This is a genomic window from Plantactinospora sp. ZYX-F-223 (assembly GCF_039649625.1).
GTDB lineage: Bacteria > Actinomycetota > Actinomycetes > Mycobacteriales > Micromonosporaceae > Plantactinospora.
Genome location: NZ_JBDJAV010000005.1, coordinates 270,287 through 286,789, shown reverse-complemented (window position 1 = coordinate 286,789; position 16,503 = coordinate 270,287). Strand labels below are relative to the sequence as shown.

General features: G+C 73.2%; 14 protein-coding genes and 1 pseudogene. 5 read left to right on the top strand and 10 right to left on the bottom strand.

Going from position 1 to position 16,503, the window contains the following annotated elements; translation table 11 throughout:
• Window positions 1–904, top strand: a pseudogene (locus AAH979_RS07720) (hypothetical protein); the annotation flags it as partial.
• Window positions 905–976: 72 nt separating this feature from the next.
• Here AAH979_RS07720 and htpX read toward each other — a convergent pair.
• Window positions 977–1,861 (bottom strand): zinc metalloprotease HtpX, encoded by an 885-nt coding sequence (gene htpX, locus AAH979_RS07715; protein WP_346257323.1) that lies wholly within the window; start codon window positions 1,859–1,861, stop codon window positions 977–979.
• A gap of 221 nt (window positions 1,862–2,082) precedes the next feature.
• A complete protein-coding gene (locus AAH979_RS07710) occupies window positions 2,083–3,675 on the bottom strand; it encodes a proton-conducting transporter membrane subunit (RefSeq protein WP_346257322.1) in 1,593 nt (530 codons plus the stop codon).
• Window positions 3,676–3,847: 172 nt separating this feature from the next.
• On the opposite strand from AAH979_RS07710, the gene AAH979_RS07705 reads away from it, so the two are divergent.
• Window positions 3,848–5,041: a transposase gene (locus AAH979_RS07705; protein WP_346257321.1), complete on the top strand. Its 1,194-nt coding sequence runs from the start codon at window positions 3,848–3,850 to the stop codon at window positions 5,039–5,041.
• Here the strand turns inward: AAH979_RS07705 and AAH979_RS07700 are convergent.
• Genes AAH979_RS07700 through AAH979_RS07680 form a run of 5 tightly spaced genes read right to left on the bottom strand, consistent with a single transcriptional unit; the run spans window position 5,038 to window position 10,163 of the window.
• Window positions 5,038–6,561, bottom strand: coding sequence for an NADH-quinone oxidoreductase subunit M (locus AAH979_RS07700; RefSeq protein ID WP_346257320.1), 1,524 nt, complete (start codon window positions 6,559–6,561; stop codon window positions 5,038–5,040). The two genes, AAH979_RS07705 and AAH979_RS07700, sit on opposite strands and share 4 nt — an antisense overlap.
• Window positions 6,558–8,498: an NADH-quinone oxidoreductase subunit L gene (locus AAH979_RS07695; protein WP_346257319.1), complete on the bottom strand. Its 1,941-nt coding sequence runs from the start codon at window positions 8,496–8,498 to the stop codon at window positions 6,558–6,560. The genes AAH979_RS07700 and AAH979_RS07695 overlap by 4 nt, the downstream gene beginning before the upstream one ends.
• Complete coding sequence (gene nuoK, locus AAH979_RS07690; protein ID WP_346257318.1) at window positions 8,495–8,962, bottom strand: NADH-quinone oxidoreductase subunit NuoK; 468 nt, start codon at window positions 8,960–8,962, stop codon at window positions 8,495–8,497. Before nuoK ends, AAH979_RS07695 begins: the two co-directional genes overlap by 4 nt.
• Window positions 8,959–9,462: an NADH-quinone oxidoreductase subunit J gene (locus AAH979_RS07685; protein WP_346257317.1), complete on the bottom strand. Its 504-nt coding sequence runs from the start codon at window positions 9,460–9,462 to the stop codon at window positions 8,959–8,961. The genes nuoK and AAH979_RS07685 overlap by 4 nt, the downstream gene beginning before the upstream one ends.
• Window positions 9,459–10,163: an NADH-quinone oxidoreductase subunit I gene (locus AAH979_RS07680; RefSeq protein ID WP_346257316.1), complete on the bottom strand. Its 705-nt coding sequence runs from the start codon at window positions 10,161–10,163 to the stop codon at window positions 9,459–9,461. The genes AAH979_RS07685 and AAH979_RS07680 overlap by 4 nt, the downstream gene beginning before the upstream one ends.
• A gap of 263 nt (window positions 10,164–10,426) precedes the next feature.
• Between AAH979_RS07680 and AAH979_RS07675 the strand changes: the two genes are divergently transcribed.
• Entirely contained in the window at window positions 10,427–10,864 is a 438-nt protein-coding gene (locus AAH979_RS07675; protein WP_346257315.1) for a hypothetical protein, read from the top strand.
• Between the two features lie 24 nt (window positions 10,865–10,888).
• Window positions 10,889–11,299 (top strand): hypothetical protein, encoded by a 411-nt coding sequence (locus AAH979_RS07670; RefSeq protein WP_346257314.1) that lies wholly within the window; start codon window positions 10,889–10,891, stop codon window positions 11,297–11,299.
• Window positions 11,300–11,407: 108 nt separating this feature from the next.
• Here AAH979_RS07670 and nuoH read toward each other — a convergent pair whose 3' ends face one another.
• On the bottom strand, window positions 11,408–12,373 hold the full coding sequence (gene nuoH / locus AAH979_RS07665; protein WP_107269389.1) for an NADH-quinone oxidoreductase subunit NuoH: 966 nt from the start codon (window positions 12,371–12,373) through the stop codon (window positions 11,408–11,410).
• Window positions 12,373–13,110 carry an NADH-quinone oxidoreductase subunit C gene (locus AAH979_RS07660; RefSeq protein ID WP_346257313.1) on the bottom strand — a complete coding sequence of 246 codons (738 nt, stop codon included), beginning with the start codon at window positions 13,108–13,110 and terminating at the stop codon, window positions 12,373–12,375. The genes nuoH and AAH979_RS07660 overlap by 1 nt, the downstream gene beginning before the upstream one ends.
• Before the next feature lie 102 nt (window positions 13,111–13,212).
• Here AAH979_RS07660 and AAH979_RS07655 point away from each other — a divergent pair, with 102 nt between their 5' ends.
• Complete coding sequence (locus tag AAH979_RS07655) at window positions 13,213–14,259, top strand: glucose 1-dehydrogenase (protein WP_346257312.1); 1,047 nt, start codon at window positions 13,213–13,215, stop codon at window positions 14,257–14,259.
• A 43-nt stretch (window positions 14,260–14,302) separates the two neighbouring features.
• Here AAH979_RS07655 and AAH979_RS07650 read toward each other — a convergent pair whose 3' ends face one another.
• Window positions 14,303–16,450, bottom strand: a complete 2,148-nt coding sequence (locus AAH979_RS07650; RefSeq protein ID WP_346257311.1) for a HEAT repeat domain-containing protein — start codon at window positions 16,448–16,450, stop codon at window positions 14,303–14,305.
• Window positions 16,451–16,503 lie beyond the last annotated feature (53 nt).

Below are 16,503 nucleotides of genomic sequence, written 5' to 3'. Positions count from 1 at the left end.
ATCCCAACCCACCCAGCCCGTCAAGGCCCAACCCGGCACACCGGTCAAGCCGCAACCCACCCAGCCGGCCAAGACCCAACCCACCCAGCCCGTCAAGACCCAACCCGGCACAGCAGCCAAGCCGGAGTCCGCCGGTCGGGCAGGAGCCGACCGGGGCAGTGCGGCGAAGCAGCCGACCGCCGTACCGGCGAGCACCGTCGCCGGACCGGATCGGTCCCCGGATCCCGACGCGCCACAGGCCGGCAGACGGCTGCTGTTGCCGCTGGCGGCGGCCACCGTCGTGCTGGTCGGGGTCGGCGTGGCCCTGGCGGTCAACAACGGCGACTCCTCCGGCGGACCCCGGCCTGCGGCGGTGCCGACCGGGCCCGCGCTGGCGCTCGGCTCGCCGTTGCCGGTCACTCCGACATCGGCGCCGGTCGTCCCGCCGAGCCCGCTTCCGCAGGCCAGCCCGACACCGAAGGCCAGCAGCAAGCCTCCACCCCGGCCCGCCCGGCCGGCGTCGGCGCGGAAACCGGCCCGGACACCGAGCCGGAAACCACCGGCCAAGACCACCGCTCCGCCACCGAAGCCTCCGGCGCCACAGGCCCGGATATCGGCCAGCGGCCGGATCGAGTGCACTCCCGTCGATCGGGGCTGGGGCATCGCGATCAGTGGCAGCGTGAGCAACACCTCGGCGACCATCCGCAGTGCCCGAGTTTCCTACAGTTCCAACGAAACCGGGCCGGCGAGCAACTCCGACACGCTCACGCTCAACTTCAGCGGCCGGTCGTTCAACGGCAGGATTCCGGACACCAGCGGCTGGGAGTTCATCGGCGGGTCGTCCGTCTCCTGGACGGTCACCGCGACGTTGAGCGACGGCAAGACGCTTTCCGACTCGGGGTCGAACACGTACTCCTGCGGATAGCGTCCGGCCAACAGGGGCAGGCAGACCTGCGCCCGCTCTACGCTGAGCGGGCGCAGGTCGATCGTGGGTGGGTCAGCGCTGGTACTGGACCGGGCCGACGTTGGCGTTGGCCATCTGCTCCAGACGGCGTACCCGCTCCTCCATCTTGGGGTGGGTGGAGAAGAGGTTCGCCACGCCGCCACCCTTGAACGGGTTGTCGATCATCAGGTGGGCGGTACTGGTCAGCCGGTTGTCGGCCGGCAGCGGCAGCGCCTTCGTACCCGCGTGGATCTTGCGAAGCGCGCTGGCCAGTGCCAGCGGGTCGCGGGTCAGCGCGGCACCCGAGGCGTCCGCCTGGAACTCCCGGTTACGGCTGATGGCGAGCTGGATCAGGGTGGCCGCGATCGGGCCGAGGATCAGCGTCAGCAGCAGTACGGCCGGGTTCGGCGAGTCCTCGTCGTCCCCGCCGCCCAGCGGGATGAACCAGGCGATGTTGGCCAGCATGGTGATGATGCCGGCCAGGCCGGCGGCCACGCTGGAGATCAGGATGTCCCGGTTGTAGACGTGGGACAGCTCGTGACCGATCACGCCCCGCAACTCCCGGTAGTCCAGAATCTGCGTAATGCCCTGGGTCACGGCGACCGCCGCGTTCTGCGGGTTGCGTCCGGTGGCGAACGCGTTCGGCTGCATGGTCGGGCTGACATAGAGCCGGGGCATCGGCTGCTTCGCCTCGGTCGCCAGCTCCCGGACCATCTGATAGAGCGCCGGGAATTCGGCCTCGGTGACCGGTTGGGCCCGCATCGCGCGCAACGCGAGCTTGTCCGACCAGAAGTAGCTGGCGGCGTTCATGGCCAGCGAGACCAGTACGGCGATAACCAGCCCGCCGCTGCCGCCGAACCAGTAACCGACGCCGAGGATCAGAGCGGTGAGCAGGCCAAGAAGCGCGGCTGTCTTGAGCCGGTTGTGATGGCTATGCACGATAACTCCTTCGGTGCGCGGGCCGGTGGACCCGCTGACCGGTACAACACCGGGATACCCCGTCAACAATCCGGATATGACTGTGAGTTGCCTGGGAAAGGGCCTCACCAGGGGCCTGGGGGCGGCCGATGAACCTTTTTCCACCTCCCCGTGCGGTCCGTCGCGGCCAGGCAGAAGTCGGGACGCAAGGCACCGCGCTGTTCAGGTTGAAATAGGTTCAGTCACAGTGCGGCGATGTCCAGGATGAGTTGCGGGGCGAAACCGACGACGATGGCGACTCCGGTGGCCAGGGCCAGCGCGGCGACAACCGCCCAGGCCGGCCGGACCGGTTCGGCAGCCGGCACCGGGGCACCGGTCGGGACGGCGGGTGCACCCGGATCGGCGGGCACGACCGGCGCGGCGGCGGCCTCGCCGGCCCGGTCGGCAACCGGCTCCGGGGCGTAGAGGGTGGCGGCGACCCGTACGTAGTAGGCGAGCCCGATCACCGCGTTCAGCGCCACCACCACGGCGAGCCAGCCGGCGTCCCCGGCCAGCAGCGACCGTACGACGGTGACCTTGGCAAACAGCCCGGCCAGGCCCGGCGGCAACCCGGCCAGCCCGACCAACGCCAGCACGAACGCCGCACCGACCCACGGCCGGCGCCGGGCCGCACCCCGGTAGTCCGCGATCTCGCCACCATCCGCGACCGCCGGGCGCAGCGCCACCACCGCCCCGAACGCGGCCAGCTCCAGCACCACGAAGAAGACCGTGTACGCCACCGCGGCGGCGACCGCCGTGTCGAGCGCCTCCGCACTCCGCCCGGACGAGAGTGCCAGCGCGCCGAGCGGGGCGACGATGTAGCCCGCCTGGGCCACCGACGACCAGGCCAGCAGCCGGACCATCCGGCGCTGCCGGAGCGCCACCAGGTTGCCGACCGTCATCGTCAGCACCGCCACCGCCGCCAGCAGCGGGCCGGTCATCCGGGCCGGCAGCGCGGTCGCGGTGACCGCGAGCAGCGCGACCACCCCGCCGAGCTTGGAGGCGGTCGACAGGTACGCGGCCACCGGCACCGGTGCGCCGTCGTAGGTGGCCGGCGCCCAGGCGTGGAACGGGACCGCCGCCACCTTGAAGGCCAGCCCGAGCACGATCAGGGCCACCGCGACCACGGTCAGCGGCAGACTCAGCAGCGGTGGGCCGGTCGGGAAGTCGCCGCCGAGCGGGACCGGCCGGTTCGCCTCCGCGGTGAAGATCGCGCCGAGCCGGCTCAGGTGCACCGCCCCGGTGACCGCGTAGAGCAGCGCGGCGCCGAGCAGGGTGACCGCGGTGGCCACCACGCTGACCACGAAGAAGGTCAGCGCCGCCTCGGCACCGGCGACGCTGCGGTGCCGGAGCCCGACCAGCACATAGAGCGGCAGGGTCAGGGTTTCCAGCGCCACGACCAGGGTGATCAGGTCGCCGGCCGCGCCGAGTACGACGCCGCCGGTCATCGAGCAGGCGAGCAGGAAGCAGTACTCCCCCGGCGGCACCTGACCGGAGCGCAGCAGCGGGGCGGAGAGCGCCAGCACCCCGAGGGTGAGCAGCGCGAAAAGGCAGCCGACCAGCGCCGCCCGGCCGTTCGCCAGGTAGGAGCAGTCGGGGCCGGCGCAGAACGTCCGGCGCGTTCCGGCGGCACCGACCAGTACCGCGCCGAGTGCGGTGGCGGCGGCCCCGGCCGCGAAGACGGCCACCGTCGCGCCGCGCCGGGCGACCAGCAGGTCGGCCAGCAGCACGAGTACGGCGGTGCCGGCCGCCAGGTACGCCGGCAGCAGCGCCACGTTGTCCACGCTCTGGATCACGACGCCCACCGCCCGACCCGGCTCCCGCGCGGGTCCATCAGGAGCTACCCGAGAAACCCCTGGCTTCAGCCAGGGGGTGGAATGGGCGGTCGGGTGTGGCTGTGGTTTTCGGCATGGCGTCGACTCCTCCGTAGGGGCGGAACTGTCGGATGCGGCTGGGATGCTGCGAGTTGTGGACGAGACGGTGCGGCACACCTACCGGTTGCGCCCCGGCGCGACCGCGGAGGCCGCACTCATGGCCGAGTGGGGGCGCTGTCGCTGGTTGTGGAACGAGGCCGTCCACCAGTACAAGACCGGCCGCAAACCCACGCTCTGCAGGTTGTCGAAGTTGCTGACCGAGGCACGGGCCCGCTCGTCGTGGCTCCGCGACGGGTCCCAGGTCGTCCAGCAGCAGACGCTGCGTACCTACGCTCTCGCCCTCCAGCACTCCTTCAAAGTGAAGGGACGGGGCCGGCCGAAGGTCAAACGACTGAAGGACACGCTGTCCAGCCTGGAATACACCACGCGTGGTTTCTCGATCCGTGACCGTCGGCTGCGGCTGCCCGGCGGCATCACCATTCCCGTCGTCTGGTCCCGCGAACTGCCGTCCGATCCGACCAGCGTCCGGGTCTACCGGGACTGTCTCGGGCACTGGTACGCCTCCTTCGTCGTCCGCCGCGAGACCACACCCGCCCCAACTGCCGAGGGGGCGATCGGGGTCGACTGGGGTGTCACGACGACCGCGACCACGACGGATGCCGCCTACGACCTGCCATACCTCGGCCACCGGAAACGCTGCGCCGCCGAACTCGCCAAGGCGCAACGCCGGATGGCCCGCCGCCGTCGGGTGAAGGGTGCCCGGCCGTCGAACGGCTACTTGCGGGCCAAACGCCAGGCGGCGAAGATCGGGAAGAAGGCGGCCCGGCAGAACACCCACGACGCCCGCGTCTGGGCGAAGAAGATCATCGACAACCACGCCACGATCGCCGTCGAAGACTTCACACCGACATTCCTCACCAAGTCCCGGATGGCGCGCAAGGCCGCTGATGCGGCGATCGGGGCGGCGAAGCGAGAGTTGGTCGACCGTGGCCGGCGGGCGGGCCGGAAGGTGGTGCTGGTACCGCCCGCCTACACCACGATGACCTGCTCGCAGTGCGGTACGAGAGCCAAGGACCGCCTCGGGCTGGGTGTCAGAGTCTTCCGGTGCCACAGTTGCGGATATGCCGCCTGTCGGGACCGGAATGCCGCGAGGACGATCCTCGCCACGGCCGAGCGTGACCGTGCTGGTGCCGACGACGTGAGACATGCGATCACCTCCTTCCGGAACCGTGGTCTCGTGCGGTCTGAGCCAGAAATCCCCCGGCTCCCAGCCATGGGGAAGCGTTAACGGATCGCCTCCAGCAGTGCCCCGACCGGCACCTCGGCGTAGCCGAGCACCAGGGTCGGGGCGAGCCCGATCGCGAGGGCGAGCAGCACCAGCGGCCCCCAGGCGGCCAGCTCGGCCCCGTGCAGTCCCGGCGTCAGGGTCAGTACGGCCGGGCTGGCCGGCCCGTGCGTGACCCGGCGCAGCAGCCGCAGCAGGTACGCCGCGGTCAGCGCCCCGCCCAGCGCGGCCAGCACCGCCAGCGTGGTCCAGAGTGGACCGCCCACCCGCCAGGCGGCCACCACCGCGAAGGCCTCGCCCCAGAACCCGGCCAGGCCGGGCAGTCCGAGCGAGGCGATCGCGGCGAAGCCGAGCAGCCCGGCGAGCCGGGGCGTACTCTCGCGCAGCCCGCCCAGCTCGGCCAGCGCCCCGGTGTGCGCCCGGTCCTTGACCGCCCCGGCGAGGAAGAAGAGCAGGCCGGTGATGACGCCGTGCGCGATGTTGCCGATCAGCGCGGCCTGGATGCCGGTGCCGGTCAGCGTGGCGATGCCGAGCAGCACGAACCCCATGTGCCCGACGCTCGAATAGGCGATCAGCCGCTTCAGCTCGCTCTGTGCCAGGCAGACGAGCGAGCCGACGATGATCGCCGTCACCGCCAGCACCCCGAGCACTCCGGCGGCCTCCCTCGCCCCCTCCGGCGCCACCCCGACCGCGACCCGGATCAGCCCGTACGTGCCCATCTTGAGCAGTACGCCGGCCAGGATCACGCTGCCGACCGTCGGCGCCTGGGTGTGCGCGTCCGGCAGCCAGGAGTGCAGCGGCCAGAGCGGGCTCTTCACCGCGAACGCGATCGCCAGCAGGATGAACGCGGCGATCTGGGTGCTCCGGGACAGGCGCGTGCCACCGGTCAGCTCGATCAGGTCGGCGGTGCCGGCCGCGGTGACCACGGTGAAGACGCCGACCAGCAGCAGCACCGAGCCGAAGAGGGTGTAGAGAGCGAACTTCCGGGCCGCGTGCTGCCGGTCCTCGCCGCCCCAGACCGCGATGATCGCGTACATCGGGAGGAGCACGACCTCGAAGAAGAGGAAGAAGAGCACCAGGTCGAGGGCGAGGAAGGTGCCGAGGATGCCGACCTCGACCACCAGCAGCAGCGCGACCAGGGTACGGCCCCGGCCCGGCGCCGGCACCCGCCACCAGGTGTACGCGCAGCAGAGCAGGGTCAGCAGTGCGGTCAGCACCACCAGCGGATAGGAGACCCCGTCGATCCCGAGTTGGAACCGCAGGTCGAGTCCGGGTACCCAGGTCAGGTCGAGTGCGTGCCAGAGGCGGATGCCGGGTGCCTCGGCCGCGTCCAGCTGGTAGCCGATCCAGGTATCGGAGGCGCCGACCGCCAGCAGCGCGGCGAGCACCAGGGTCACCGCCGCGAAGGCCGTACCAGTGATCCGGGCGGCCCGGTCGAACCGGCCCGGCAGCACGGCGAGCACCGCCGCGCCGACCGCCGGCACCGCCAGCGTGGCGATCAGGCCGATCCCGCCGAGCGTCACGTCGTACCCCCCAGGGCCAGCGCGGCGGCGAGGCCGAGCAGCAGGGCACCGCCGAGTACCGCCACCACCGCCCGGGGCACCCCGGCGCGGTGCAGCAACTCCATCCCGCCGCCGAGTCCGGCGGTCCCCCGGCCGGTCCCCTCGACCGCCCCGTCCACCAGCCCCTCGTCGCCGCGCCGGGCCAGCCGGCCGAGCGCCCGCACCGGGCGTACGACCAGGGCGTGCTGGACCTCGTCGAGCCAGAAGGCCCGGGCGAAGGCCGGGCGCAGCGGACCCAGTCCGGTCGCCGGATCGGCGGCCGGGTCGGCCCGCCAGCGCCACCAGGCGAGCCCGGCGCCGGCCACCAGCAGCGCCACCGGGATGATCACGAAGCTGTCCAGGTGCGTCTCGTCCAGCGCCAGCGCGTCCCGGAACGGGGTGACGAAGACCGCCAGCCCGAGCGCCACGCTCGGCACCGCGAGCAGGATCACCGGCCAGCGGAGCAGCCCGGGCGGGTCGTGCGGCGGGCCGGGCGGGGTGTGTGCCGGCGACCCGGCCGGCGCGTCGATCGCCGACGCCGGGCTGGCGTGCGCGGCCGGGGTGTCGACCGGATGGGTCTGGGCCCGGGAGGCGCCGAGGAAGGTACGCAGCAGCAGCCGGGTGGCGTACCAGGCGGTCAGGGCGACCCCGACCAGCCCGGCGAGCCAGACCAGCCAGCCCACCCAGGCGGCGGTCGGTCCGGCGTGGTGCCGGGCCGCCTGCTCGGCGACGACCAGGATGCCGTCCTTGCTCCAGAAGCCGGCCAGCGGCGGCACCCCGGCCAGCGCGGCGAGCCCGATCGCGGTGCACCAGAAGGTGACCGGCATCGGCCGGCGCAGCCCGCCCATCGCGGACATCAGGTTGCTGCCGACGGCGTGGATCACCGCACCGGCGGCCAGGAAGAGCAGGGCCTTGAAGGCGGCGTGGCTGAGCAGGTGGAAGAGCGCCGCCGGCGGCGAGCCGACCGCCAGCGCCCCGGCCATGTAGCCGAGTTGCGAGACCGTCGACCAGGCGAGTACCCGCTTGATGTCGTCCTGGGCGGTGGCGGCGAGCGCGCCGAGCAGCAGGGTGACCGCGGCCATCACCCCGAGCACGGCGAGCGCGGCCGGGGCCCGCTCGAAGAGCGGGAAGAGCCGGGTCACCGCGTAGATCCCGGCCGCCACCATGGTCGCGGCGTGGATCAGCGCGGAGATCGGGGTCGGGCCGGCCATCGCGTCCGGGAGCCAGGTGTGCAGCGGGAACTGGGCGCTCTTGCCGGCCACCCCGGCGAGCAGCAGCAGGCAGGCGGCGGTCAGCGTACCGGGGCTGAAGTCGTGGGCCAGCACGTCGGAGATCCGGAAACTGCCGGCCTGCACGCCGAGGACCACGATGCCGAGCAGGAAACCGACGTCGCCGACCCGGGTCACCAGGAACGCCTTCACGGCGGCGCCGGGCGCCTCCGGCAGCCGCCGGTCGTGGCCGATGAGCAGGTAGGAGCAGATGCCCATCACCTCCCAGCCGACCAGCAGCATGATCAGGTCACCGGCCACCACCACCAGCAGCATCGCGGCGGTGAAGAGGCTGACCTGGGCGGCATAGGGGGCGTACCGGTCGTCGTCGTGCAGGTAGCCGACCGAGTAGACCTGCACCGCCAGCGCGACCGTCGCGACCGCGACCGCGACCAGGGCGGCGGCCGGGTCCAGCCGGAGGGAGAGGGTGACCGACAGCCCGCCGAAGTCGACCCACTCGGCGGCCGCCTCGGTGTCCCGGCCGTCGAGGGCGATGACCAGCCCGATCGCCGCCGCCAGCGCCACCGCCGCGCCACCGATGCCCAGCACCGCCGCACCGGCCCGGGACCGCTGCGGCAGCAGCAGCCCGACCAGGGCCAGTCCGAAGGGTACGGCCGGCAGCAGCGCGGCGAGCGGGTGTGCGGCGGTCATCGACCCGCTCCCGGTGCTGGCCCGGTCGTCGGTGTCGTCGTCGCTGCCGGTGTCGTCGTCCCGGACCCGGTGAGCGCCGGAGCCGCCACGATGGCCTGTGGCCCGGTGTCCGGGGTGTGCTCGTCGAGGCGTACGTCGTCGATGGTGACCGTGCCGCGCAGCCGGTAGAGCTGGAGCACGATCGCCAGCCCCACCCCCACCTCGGCGGCGGCGATCACGATGACGAAGAGCGTGAACGCCTGCCCGGTGAGCGGCAGCGGGGCGGCACCCTCGGCGGCCGGGGGCGGGTGGCCCAGGGCCGCGTGCAGCGGGGCGGCGTCGGCGGTGACCAGCAGCAGGTTGACCGCGTTGAGCATCAGCTCGACGGCCATCAGCACCAGTACGGCGTTGCGGCGGCGGAGTACGCCGTACACGCCCAGGCCGAAGAGCAGGGCGGCGACGACGTACGGGATGGCGGGCCTCACTGGCGCCGCCCCGGAATCCGTACGCTGATCGCGATCGCTCCGACCAGTGCGGAGAGGAGCAGCACCGAGAGCACCTCGAACGGGAGTACCCAGGAGCGGAAGATCTCGGTGCCGAGCCGTTCGGCCGTCCCGGGGTCCGGCAGGTCCACCGTGGACCACCGGTACGCGTCGACCAGCAGGGCGGCCAGACCCAGCCCGGTCCCGCCGCCGATCAGCGCGGCCGGCCAGCCGGGCCGGTCCAGGTCGTCGGCGGCGCCGATCGGTGCCCGGGTCAGCATCACCGCGAAGAGCAGCAGCACCACCACCGCGCCGACGTAGATCAGCAACTGCACCCAGGCCACCAGCTCGGCGGTGAGTACCAGATAGAGCCCGGCGACCGCGCCCAGGCAGACCACCAGGTAGAGCCCGGCCCGGACCAGGTGCCGGGTGGAGACCACGAGTACGCCGGACCCGACCGCCACCGCACCGAGGGCCAGCATCAGCACGTCGGCGGCGCTCACGGCGGCTCCTCGTCGGCCGGAGAGCCGGAGGTGGGCTGGTCGGCCGCGGGCGGGGCGGAGGCGGACTGATCGGCTGCGGGCGGGGCGGAGGCGGGCCGGTCGGCTGCGGGCGGAGCGGAGGCCGGTCGCGCGGTCGCGGGGCGGGCCGGGCGGCGGGTGCGTACCGCCGGACCGGCCGGACTCTCCCCGGCGCCGCCCGGGGCGGCGGCCTTGCGCGCGGCGGCCTCCTCCTTGGCCGGCTCGCCGTTCGGGTCGTGCGCGGGCGGGGGTGGCACGGTCGCCATCCACTCCCCGAGGTGCTCCTTGTCGTGCAGCAGGTCCCGGATGTCGTACTCGGCGTACTCGAACTCCGGCGACCAGTAGAGCGCGTCGAACGGGCAGACCTCGATGCAGATGCCGCAGTACATGCAGAGCGAGAAGTCGATGTCGAAGCGGTCCAGGACGTTGCGCTGGCGCGGCCGGGCCGCGCCGGGAACCGCCACCTCCTCCTTGTGCGAGTCGATGTAGATGCACCAGTCCGGGCACTCCCGGGCGCAGAGCATGCAGACCGTGCAGTTCTCCTCCAGCAGCGCGATGACGCCCCGGGAGCGCGGCGGCAGCTCGGGGGCGACGTCCGGGTACTGCTGGGTGTGCGAGCGGCGGGTCATCGTCTTGAAGGTGACGGCCAGCCCCTTCGCCAGTCCCTCGCCCGGGATGCTCATGCCGGCACTCCGCTGCACTCGCTCATGCCGGCACTCCGCTGCGCTGCGTGCCGGCACGAGACTCACCGGCGCTGAGCCTGATGATTCGCTCGCTGCGCTCGCTCATGCCGGCACTCCGCTGCGCTGCGTGCCGGCACGAGACTCACCGGCGCTGAGCCTGATGATTCGCTCGCTGCGCTCGCTCATGGGCCCATCCTGCCGTGTCGACGGTTCCGGCGCGACCACCCCTGGCCAGTTGAAGCGGTACGGTGGCATCGGGTGACGTGAGTCCGCCATCCGCGAGGGGAAGTCACGACCGCGCCACACCCGCCCTGTACGCCAAGGCCGGTATCCCGTACTACTGCCGGATCGAGACCAAGGGCGGGCTGGCCGTGCACACCCACCGGCTGGACCCGGTCGAGGAGATCTACGTCGAGACGGGCCGGTGGACGAAGTTCGTCGACACTGGTGAGCCCTGGCCGGTCAACCTGCCGATCAGTCGGCTGCCCCCCGCCACCTCTAGCTTCCCCAAGTCCTGCCCGCCCCGCCCTTTTCCCGGCGGGCTGCTCCGGCCCGGGCCGGTGTTTCCGAACCCGGTCGGCGACCACGCCGGCCCGGCTCCGCTCCGCCATCAGTCGCCACCCATTCCGGCGAGGCCGAGCCCCGATGACGGACATCGAGGGTGGGGTGGGCGCTGCGGACCGCCGCACACTGCTCGGTAGTAGTGCACTGCGGAAGGAATCCGGGTGAGGTCTGGCGACGCGGTCGAGGGCGCCGATCCGCCGCGCGTACCCGATCCGGAGTGCGGCGCGGTCGACCCGGCGAACGGGGCGGAGCTGTGTGCTTCCGCCCAATCACCGGTGGGCGCATCGCGACGAGCAGATGAGGGGATGGCGGTGGAACTCGACGCGCGAGAGGCACTGATCCTCAGCGGCCACCTGGACGTCGCGGCGAGCGGTCCGCCGCTACCCCACGAGGTCGTCTGGACACGCCTGGTCGAAACAATCCGGCTGCATCGGATGATCGGCGGATTGTGTCAGGCGTGTGGCGAGCGGGCCGGTACGGAGGGCCGGTGCTTCAAAGCCGCGATAGCGGTGGAATGGTGCCGGCAAAACCCGATGGCGCTTCTCGATCAGTCCGCTTCCGGGGGTCCCTGATCGGCGCGTCGGGTGGTCGGCTCCCGGGGTCGTGGAGTCGGACCGTCGCGGCAACGACGGCCCGACTCCACGGCCCCGAAGGCGCCGAACCGGTCCAGCGGCCGACTGTCAGGCGATCGCCAGCTTCACTCCGGCGGTCAGCACGAGCTGGCCCAGCGCCACCGGAACCAGTACCAGCCAGCAGAGCCGCTGCAACTGGTCCTCGCGCAGCCGCGGGTACGTCACCCGGAACCAGATGATCACGAATGAGACGGCGAACACCTTGATCAGGGTCCAGAGCCAGCCGAGGTAGTCGTCGCCGAACGGCCCCTGCCAGCCACCGAGGAAGAGCACCGTGGTCAGCGCGGCGATCACCACGATGCCGACGTACTCGGCGAGCAGGAAGAAGGCGAACCGGAGACCGGTGTACTCCGTCATGTACCCGAAGACCAGCTCCGAGTCGGCGATCGGCATGTCGAACGGCGGGCGCCGGATCTCGGCGAGCCCGGCAACGAAGAAGACCACCATCGCCGGGGCCTGCCAGAGCAGCCACCACGGCTGCCACGCCTCGACGATGCCCGGCAGGCTCAGCGTGCCGGCCGCCATCGCCACGCTCGCCGCCGCGAGCACCAGCGGCAGTTCGTAGCCGAGCAACTGTGCGGCGCCCCGGATCCCGCCGAGCAGGCTGTACTTGTTGGCCGAGGCCCAGGCCGACATGAGTACCGCGACCACTCCGACGCCGACCACCGCGAGCACGAAGAACAGCCCGATGTCCAGCGGCTGCCCGACCAGGTCGTTCGGGCCGAGCGGGATGACCAGCAGGGCCAGCAGGTACGGCACCAGCGCCACCACCGGGGCGAGCCGGAACACCGCTCGGTCCGCCTCGCGCGGGGTGACGTCCTCCTTCTGCACGAACTTCACGCCGTCGGCGATGAGTTGCGCCCAGCCGTGGAAGCCGCCCGCGTACATCGGGCCGAGCCGGCCCTGCATGTGTGCCATCACCTTGTGCTCGGCCTGCCCGACGACCAGCGGCAGGATCAGGAACGCCGCGACCACCCCGACGACCCGGACCAGCAGTTCCAGCCAGAGCGGCATCACGCACCCCCGTCACTGCTGTCGCCCGCCGCCCCGGACCCGTCGTCCACCCGGCGCCCCTCGGCCGGCGGCCCCGAGGCGGGCGCGGCCGGCGGACCCGAGGTAGGTCGGGTGCGGCCCGGCGGGCCGGAGGCGGGGGCGGCGGAGACGGGTACGGCGGCGGCCACGCCCCACTCGCCCGGCGCCGGTACGCCCGGTGGGCGCACCGCCTGCCGGCGGGCCGTACCGGCCTCGGACTCGCCCGGCTCCTTCGCCCCCGGCCACGCCTTGGCCACCCGGGAGGCGAGCACGAACTCCTTGCGCAGCGGATGCCCCTCGAACTCCGGCGGCAGCAGCAGAGGCGCCAGGTCGGGGTGGCCGGCGAAGTCGACGCCGAACATCTCGTGCGTCTCCCGCTCGTGCCAGGCCGCCCCCGGGAACAGGTCCACCACGGATCCGACGATCGCGGCGTCCCGGGGCAGCCGGGTCCGGAGCAGTACGCCGTGCCGGTGCCGGGTCGACCAGAGGTGCGCCACCACGTCGAACCCCTCGGCCAGCTCGTCAACGGCGGAGAGCCAGTCGAAGAAGTCGCAGGCCAGCTCGGTGTCGTCCCGGGCCGCCCGGACGGCGTCCCGCCATCGGCCGGACGGCACGTCCACGGTCGCCCGGGCGTACCCCTGGCCGCCGGACTGCCCGACGGTCACCTCCGCGTCCGCGAGCAGCGTGCCCATCCGGTCACCGACCTGTTCCGGGGTCATGTCCGCGATCCTAGGGCCATCCCGGACCGCACCGCCGCGTCGCGCACCGCTTATTCGGCGACTCCCGGACTATCGGACGGTTCGGCGGGGAAGAATGACCAGGTGCGTGCGATTACCGTAACCCCGGGTCGGGCCAACTCGATCCGGCTGGCCGAGGACTTCCCGGAGCCGAGCCCCGACGAGGGCGCGGTGCTGGTGGAGGCGGTGGCGGTCGGCATCTGCGGCACCGATCGCGAGATCATCGACGGCGAGTACGGCGAGCCGCCGCCCGGCGCGACCGAACTGGTGCTCGGGCACGAGTCCCTGGGTCGGGTGCTGGAGGACCCGAGCGGCTCACTCGCCCCGGGTGACCTGGTCGCCGGCATCGTCCGCCATCCCGACCCCGTCCCGTGCACCAACTGTGCCGTCGGCGAGTGGGACATGTGCCGCAACGGTCTCTACACCGAGCACGGCATCAAGTGCCTACAGGGCTTCGCCCGGGACCGCTGGCGGATCTCGCCGACGTTCGCCGTACGCCTCGACCCGGAGCTGGCCGAGCTGGGCATGCTGCTCGAGCCGGCCAGTGTGGTGGCGAAGGCCTGGGAGCACATCGAGCGGATCGGCGCCCGGTCCGCCTGGGAGCCGAAGCGGGTACTCGTCGCCGGGGCGGGACCGATCGGCCTGCTGGCCGCCCTGCTCGCCGCGCAGCGCGGCTACGAGCTGCACGTGTTGAACCGGTCGGCGAACGGCGAGAAGCCCGGACTGGTGGAGGCGCTCGGCGGGGAGTTCCACACCGGTACCGTCCCCGAGCTGGGCGTCGAGTTCGACATCGTGCTGGAGTGCACCGGCGCCCCGGCGGTGGTGCTGGACGTGATGTGCCAGGCGGCGCCGAACGGGATCGTCTGCCTGACCGGGGTATCCTCCGGCGGCCGGACGATCGACTTCGACGCGGGCGCGCTCAACCGGGCACTGGTGCTGGAGAACAACGTGGTCTTCGGCACGGTCAACGCGAACCGGCGGCACTGGGAACTCGCCGCCGAGGCACTCGCCGCCGCCGACAAGGACTGGCTGGCCAGGATGATCACCCGGCGGGTGCCGGTCGACCGGTACGCCGAGGCGTACGACGCGCAGCCCGACGACATCAAGGTGGTCCTGGAGTTCCCGCACTGACCGGCCGGGTCCGGGCCGGGCCCCGGAACGCCGACGCCGAAGTTCAGCTCCCCACCGGGGCGAGCGCGGTGCCGGCGGCGGCCATCAGCCGGAGCAGTTCCTCGTCCTCGCCGACCTGTGCGCTGCTCCAGCCGCTGTCCCGGGCGGTGTGCCGGCGCGGCCGTTCCTGCTCGGCCCGGAGCAGCGGCAACGCGGCGGCGGCTGGCGCACCGATCTCGGCCCAGAGCGTCGCCACCGCCCGGCGGGTGTGCACGTTGCGTTCCCAGACCCGGGACAGCACCGGCAGCACGGCCTCGGCGTCGCCGGCCACCCGCCACACCGCTCCGGCCGCCCGCAGGTGCAGCCAGCCGTGCGGGTCCGACCGCCGGAGCAGGGCCCGGAGCCGGGGCAGCCATTCGGCGGCGGCCGGTCCGATCTCGGCGATCTCCTGGGCCGCGTCGCTGGCGTCGAAGTGGTCGCCGTCGAGGAACCGGCCGAGCACCGGAAGCAGTGGGGCCGGGTCATCGGTGATCCGGTGCAGCGCGGCCGCGGCGGCGAGCGCCGGACCACGCTGCGGGGCGTCGAGCAGCGGCCGCAGCACCGGTACGGCGTCCCGGGCGGCCGGGCCGAGCCGGCCGAGTTGGCGGATCACCCACCCGTCGGTGGCCAGCGGCAGCAGCTCGGGCAGGGCCGGCACGCCAGCCGGGCCGAGGCTGCCCACCGCCCGGGCCAGCCCACCCCGCCGCTCCGGGAAGTCCCGGTCCGTCGGGGAGAGGCGCCGCAACTGCCGCCGGACCAGCGGCAGCAGCTCGACGGCGGCCGGGCCGAGCCCGCTCAGCGCGGCACCGACGTCCTTGGGCGGCTCGTCGCGCTCCAGCGCCCAGCGCAGCGGCGGGAGCGCCCGGGAGTCGCCGAGCCGGGCCAGCGCCGCCAGTGTGCCGCCGACGGTCGGCCCGTGGCTCGGCCAGACCATCACCCAGGCCGGCGGGCCGGCGGCACTGCTGTGCGGCTCCTCCCGGGCCGCGCCGGCCACCGCCTCGGCGAGCGCGTCGGCCGCCGGCCGGTTCAGCTCACCGAGGTGTACGAGGATCCGGGCGGCCGCCCGGGGGAGCAACGGGTGCGGGTCCGCCAACTGCCGGCCGATCAGCCCGACCAGTTCCCGGTAGTCGCCCCGCCAGCCGTCCACGAGCTGACCGGCGGCGGGCAGCGCGTCCAGCCGGCGTTCCCGGTCGGAGCCGTCCAGCAGCGTGCCGACCAGCCGGATCCGGTCGTCGACCCGGTCACCGAGCGCCCGGCTCAGGCTGCCGACGGCGGGCCCGAGCCGTGGACCCCGCCGGCCGGCGTCGGCCTGCTCGTGCAGGGCGCGTACGGCGCCGATCAGGGTGTCGGTGGTGAAGCCGGCCGCCTCGGGTGCGCTCGCGGGCTCCTGGTACGCCCCGGCAAGCAGTGCCAGGGCCCGGGGTACCAGATCGGGCGGCAGCATGCTCGGCGCTCCCGCGCTGACCGAGGTGAGCGCGGTCAGCCGCAGGGCCGACGCGACGGAGGTGTCGTCGACCACCTCCAGCAGCCAGGTCGTCGCGGCCCGCAGGCTCGACTGGGGCACGCTGGGCAGGTGGCCGGCGGCGGCCCGGCGTACCAGACTGCCGACCGCCTCCACCAGCGCGGTCCGGGCCTCGGCGTCCGGCTCGGCGGGCAGCCGACGCCGTAGCGTGTCGAGCACCCGGGGCGCCTCGGCCCGGCACACCAGCAGCGCCTCCGGCACCGCCCGGCGTACCGCCGGATCGGGATCGGTGAGCAGGTCGAGGAAGATCGGCAGCCCGGCGGCGACCACGGCCTCGGCCCGGCGGTAGTTCTCCGCCCAGCTCTCGACGTCGTCGTCATCCTCATCGTCGCGGCCCGCCTCGGCCGACCGGATCAGCTCGTCGGGGTCGTCGACCTCGGCACCGCCGATGCTGGCCAGCAGGCTCACCACCGGGCCCCGGCCCGCCCCGCCGGCCCGGGTCACCACCTCGAAGAGGTACGGCACGCAGGCGATCGTGCAGGCGTAGACGTCGCCCTGGTGGTGCACGGCGCCGTACATGCCGTCGAGGGCGATCTCCCGGGTGGCGGGGTCGGCGGAGACGAGTCCGCGGAGCAGGTCGGGCACCTCGGTCGCCGGCCCGTACGCGTGGGACATGCCGGCCCAGTCGATCTCGTCCAGTCCCGCGAACACGCCGCCTCCCGGTGTCACCGCCCCGCCGGCCGCCGCCGGGGCGCGGGCCGGAG